We start from the raw sequence: 5,385 nt of genomic DNA on the forward strand, positions 1-5,385 counted from the left end.
CACCGCCCCCGGAACCACACCCAACGACCGCCACACCTCCGCCAGCGACACCATCACCGCCCACGTCACCGGCTGCACCACATCCACCCGATCCAACGCCCGCCCCTCACGCACCACCTCCAGCACGTCAAAGTCCACGAACGGAGCCAACGCCCCAGCACACTCACCCAACCGCGCCGCGAACACCGGCGACTCCCCCACCAACCGCGCACCCATACCCACCCACTGCGTCCCCTGCCCCGGGAACACCAACACCGGCTTCCCCGACGCACCCACGACACCCGTGACCAGACCCGCCGCCGCCCCGCCCGCGGCCAGCGCGGTCAAACCCTCCCTGAAGCCATCAGTGCCATCAGCCAGCACCACGGCCCGATGCTCCAGCTCCGCACGGCCACTGACCAGCGAGAACCCCACATCCACAGGACGCGGCTCCCCGGCCCCCTCCACGAACGCCAGCAACCGCTCGGCCTGCGCCCGCAACCCGGCCTCACTCTTCGCCGACACCACCCACGGCACCACACCCACCCCAGGAACAGGAGTGCCCGCTGCCTCCGGCTCGACCACCTCGGGCTCCGGCGCCTGCTCCAGCACCGCGTGAGCGTTCGTACCACTGATACCGAACGACGACACACCCGCACGACGCGGATGACCCGTCTCCGGCCAGGCACGCTCCTCCGTCAGCAGCGACACCGCACCCGAACCCCAGTCGATCCGGGAGGACACCTCGTCGACGTGGAGCGTGCTGGGGAGCACCCCATGTTCCATCGCCTTGACCATCTTGATGACCGAGGCGACACCGGCGGCGGCCTGGGTGTGCCCGATATTCGACTTCAGCGACCCCAGCCACAACGGCTCCCGGTCCCCACGCCCCTGACCATAGGTGGCCAGCAGCGCCTGCGCCTCGATCGGATCACCCAGCTTCGTGCCCGTCCCATGCGCCTCCACCGCGTCGATCTGTTCCGTCGTCAGGCGCGCGTTGACCAGGGCCTCCCTGATGACCCGCTCCTGCGACGGGCCGTTGGGCGCGGAGAGGCCGTTGCTGGCACCGTCCTGGTTGATCGCGGTCCCGCGGATCACGGCGAGAACGGGATGACCGAGGCTCCGCGCGTCGGAGAGGCGCTCCAGCAGCAACAGGCCAACGCCCTCGGACAGGGCGGTGCCGTCCGCGTCGTCGGCGAATGCCTTCACCCGGGCGTCCGGCGCCAGTCCGCGCTGGCGGCTGAACTCCACATAGGACGCCGGAGAGGACATGATGGAGAGCCCCCCGGCGAGCGCCAGGGTGCAGTCGCCCTGGCGCAGCGACTGGGCCGCCAGATGCAGGGCGACCAGCGAGGACGAGCACGCCGTGTCGAGCGTGACCGCCGGGCCTTCCAGACCGAGCGTGTAGGCGACGCGGCCGGATACGACACTCGCCGTGTTCCCGATACCGAGGTGGCCTTCGACCTCTTCCGGGACGGCTGGCAGCCGAGTCGCGTAATCCTGGTAGTTGCATCCGACGAAGATGCCCGCCTTCGTGCCGCGCAGGGATTCCGGGTCGATACCCGCCCGCTCGAACGCCTCCCACGATGTCTCCAGCAGAACCCGCTGCTGCGGGTCCATCGCGAGGGCCTCACGCGGCGAGATACCGAAGAAACCCGCGTCGAAATCAGCTGCCCCGTAAAGGAATCCGCCCTCACGCACATACGAGGTGCCCGGCTGCTCCGGGTCCGGATCATAGAGTCCGTCCAGGTCCCAGCCGCGGTCCGTCGGGAATCCGGAGATGGCGTCGCCGCCCGATGTCACGAGCTGCCACAGCTCTTCAGGGGTGCGAACGCCGCCGGGAAAGCGGCAGCTCATCGCGGTGATGGCGATGGGCTCATGGTTCCTGGCCTCTACCTCACCGAGTCGGCGGCGGGTCTGCCTCAGGTCGTTGACCGTCCGCTTGAGATAGTCGCGGAGCTTGTCCTCGTTCATCTTCCGGTGGTCGGTCGGGGTGTCGTTCGACATCTCGGAAATCCACTCCTCGGGCAGGCGTGAAAGTGTGTTGGCTCAGTGGATTGCGCGGAGTGCGCGGTGAGCTCAGAAGTTCTCGGTCATTCCGAGCTCTTGATCGATGAGGTCGAACATCTCGTCGTCTGTCACGGCATCGAATGCGTCGTCCTCGGGAGCGCCGTCGCCCTTGCTCTCGCCGCTGGGGGTGTCCTCCCATTTCCACAGCAGGGCCTGCAACCGGGCGACGACCTTCTCTCGCACGTCGGTGTTGTCGGCGGCTACCCCGGCCAGGGAGGTCTCCAGCCGTTGGAAGTCGGCGAAGACGGGCTGCTCGGACGCCTGAGTGCTGCTGGGCGCCAGCTCGGTGCGCAGTCGTCCCGCGAGCGCTCCGGGGTTCGGGTTGTCGAAGACCAGCGTCGCGGGAAGCTGGAGGCCGGTAGCGGCCCTGAGTCGGTTGCGGAGTTCGACCGCGGTGAGCGAGTCGAAGCCCAGCTCCTTGAAGGCACGGCTCGCCTTGATGGCGTCGGTCGTGGTGTGTCCCAGTACGCCCGCCACCTGCTCGCAGACCAGGTCCAGCAGCATCCGCTCCTGGTCCTCGACGGTACGACCGGTGAGCCGCTCAGCCCACCCCGCGGCGCTGCCTCCGGCTCCCGTGCCCGCCGCGGTGCCCCTCCGTACCGTCGCGGGCGTCCGCACCACGGCGCGGAACAGCGCGGGCATGGACCCGTCTCGTGCCTGGCGCCGCAGCTCCGCGAGGTCCAGCCGGGCGGGCACCATGACGGAGTCGGCGGCGGCGCCGGTGGCCAGGTCGAACAGCGCGAGGCCCTCGTCAGTCGGCATCGGGGACGCACCCGCACGTGACATACGGGTCATGTCGACGTCGTTGAGCCGACCCGCCATGCCGCTGCTCTGGTCCCACAGCCCCCAGGCGAGGGAGATGGCGGGCAACCCCTGGTCGCGGCGGTGCCGGGCCAAGGCGTTGAGGAAGGCGTTGGAGGCCGCGTAGCTGGCCAGCCCCGCGCCGCCGAGGGTGCCGGAGAGCGAGGAGTAGAGCACGAAGGAACGCAGTGGCGTCTCCAGGCCCCGCGTCAGTTCGTGCAGATGCAGCGCTCCGTCCGCCTTGGGGCTCAGCACCCGGTCGATCCGTTCGGGCGTCAGCGTGTGGACCACTCCGTCGTCGAGTACGGCGGCGGTGTGGACGACCGCGGTGAGGGGGTGCGAACGGTCGATGGTGGCGAGCAGTTCACCGACGGACAGACGGTCCGAGACGTCCGAGGCCACGACGCGCACGGTGGCACCGCGTCCGGTCAGCTCGGCGGCGAGCTCCGGCATCCCGTCCGCGGCGAGGCCGCGGCGACTGGTGAGCAGGAGATGCCGAGCGCCGTGCGCGCTGACCAGATGGCGGGCCAGGAGGCGGGCCAGGCCACCGGACGCGCCGGTGATCAGGATGGTGCCCTCAGGGTCGAAGTCGACGGTGGCCGGGCCGGGTAGGGACTCGGTGCCGGTGGTCTCCGGCTCGGTGACCTTCACCAGACGGGGTGCGGTCACCTCACCGTCACGCAGCCTCAGCTGAGGCTCGCCCGAGGCGAGGGCCGGGGCCAGCGCCTCCCGGGACAGCCCGCCCGGCGCGTCCAGCAGAACGAGCCGATCGGGGTTCTCGACCTGTGCGGATCGGACCAGGCCCCACACCGGAGCGCCGACCAGGTCCTCGGAGCCGACGAACACCAACCGGGAGGACTGGAACCGTTCGTCCGCCAGCCATACCTGAACCAGTTCGAGACTCCGGTGGGCGGCGCGGCGTACCGCCTGTGCCACGTCCGCGCCCTGAGCACCGTCCCCACCGGCTCCGAGGGCGTCCACGGCCCGCGTGACCGGGGCGAAGACCAGCTCGGGCACCTCGGCACCCGCTGACACGGCCTCCGCGAGCGCTCCCTGATCGGTGTACAGCTCGACGGAGTCGGGGCTCAGGCCCAGCGTGTCATCACCGAGCACGGCCCAGCGGCCGCCCGAGAGCACCGCGTCCGTCGTGGGAAGCGGCAGCCAGTCCACCCGGAAGAGGGCCTCCCGCAGCGACGTCCCGGCGCCGTCCGCCTCAGGCGCGACCTGCCTCAGAAGCAGCGAATCCACGGTGACGACGGGTCGTCCTGTGGTGTCGGCGGCCTGGATGGACACGGCCTCCTCGCCCACGGAGACGATCCGCACCCGGAGGGCGGCCGCGCCAGCCGCGTGCAGACGCAGGCCACTGAAGGCGAACGGCCGACGGGTCAGGCCGTTCGCCGGCTCCGGCAGGACGAGACCGAGGCCGAGCGGCTGGAGAGCGGCGTCCAGCAGGGCGGGGTGCAGCCCGTACGCCGAGGCGTCACCGGCCATGTCGTCGGCTATCCGGAGTTCGGCGAACAGCTCGTCGCCCCGCTGCCATACGGTGCGCAGCGCCTGGAAGGCGGGCCCGTACTCGACTCCGGCGGCCGCCAGCCGCTCGTACGCGGCACCGGTCTCCACCGGCTCGGCGCCGACCGGGGGCCAGACGGTGAGATCGGTCGGGAGTCCGGTCTCGCTCGCGGTCTCGGCCAGGACGCCGGTGGCGTTACGGGCCCAGATGTCCTCCCCCTCGGACGAGGTGGAGTACAGGCCGAGTGTCCGCCGACCCGTCTCGTCGGGACCCGACACGGCCAACTGGATCCGCACCGAGCCCTGTTCGGGCAGTACCAGCGGTGCTTCGAGCGTCAGTTCCTCCAGCGTGCCGCATCCGACCTCGTCTCCCGCGCGGAAGGCCAGCTCGACGAATCCGGTCCCGGGCAGCAGGACCGTGCCGGAGACGGCGTGGTCGGCGAGCCAGGGGTGGGTCTGGAGGGACAGCCGACCGGTGAGCAGGACGCCGCCCGTCTCGGGCAGCTCGACAGCGGCCCCCAGGAGCGGGTGCCCGGCCGTGCCGAGCCCGATCGCGGGAGCGTCGGTGGCGCGGCCCGCGGTGTCGGGCCAGTAGCGGGTGCGTTGGAAGGGGTAGGTGGGGAGGTCGACAGGGATGGGCCGGTGGGGGCTGAAGAACGCCCGCCAGTCGACGGGAACACCGTTGACGTGCAGTTCGGCGGCCGAGGCCAGGAACCTGCCCAGACCACCCTCGTTACGGCGCAGTGAACCGGTGGAGACGATCTCCATGTCCGCCTTCTCGGCGCTCTCCTGGATGCCGATGGTCAGCACGGGGTGGGCACTGGACTCGACGAAGGTGCCGAAACCGTCACTGAGGAGAAGGTGTGTCACCTCCTCGAAACGCACCGTCTGACGCAGATTGCGGTACCAGTACGACGCGTCGAGCATGGTGGTGTCGATCGGTCCCGCGTCCACGGTGGAGTAGAACGGGATCCGCGCCGGACGAGGATTGATCGGGGCCAGGACATCGAGGAGTTCCGCCTCGAT

2 protein-coding genes are annotated in these 5,385 nt (G+C 70.4%); both read right to left on the reverse strand.

Annotated features, from left to right (window positions below; genetic code table 11):
• Positions 1–1,953: type I polyketide synthase (locus tag ACFVIM_RS32340; RefSeq protein ID WP_384309089.1), on the reverse strand; the 1,953-nt coding region annotated here is incomplete at its 3' end.
• Between the two features lie 105 nt (positions 1,954–2,058).
• Positions 2,059–5,385: type I polyketide synthase (locus tag ACFVIM_RS32345; RefSeq protein WP_384309092.1), on the reverse strand; the 3,327-nt coding region annotated here is incomplete at its 5' end.

The sequence above is a fragment of the Streptomyces sp. NPDC057638 genome (assembly GCF_042800315.1).
In the GTDB taxonomy this organism is placed as follows: Bacteria; Actinomycetota; Actinomycetes; order Streptomycetales; family Streptomycetaceae; genus Streptomyces.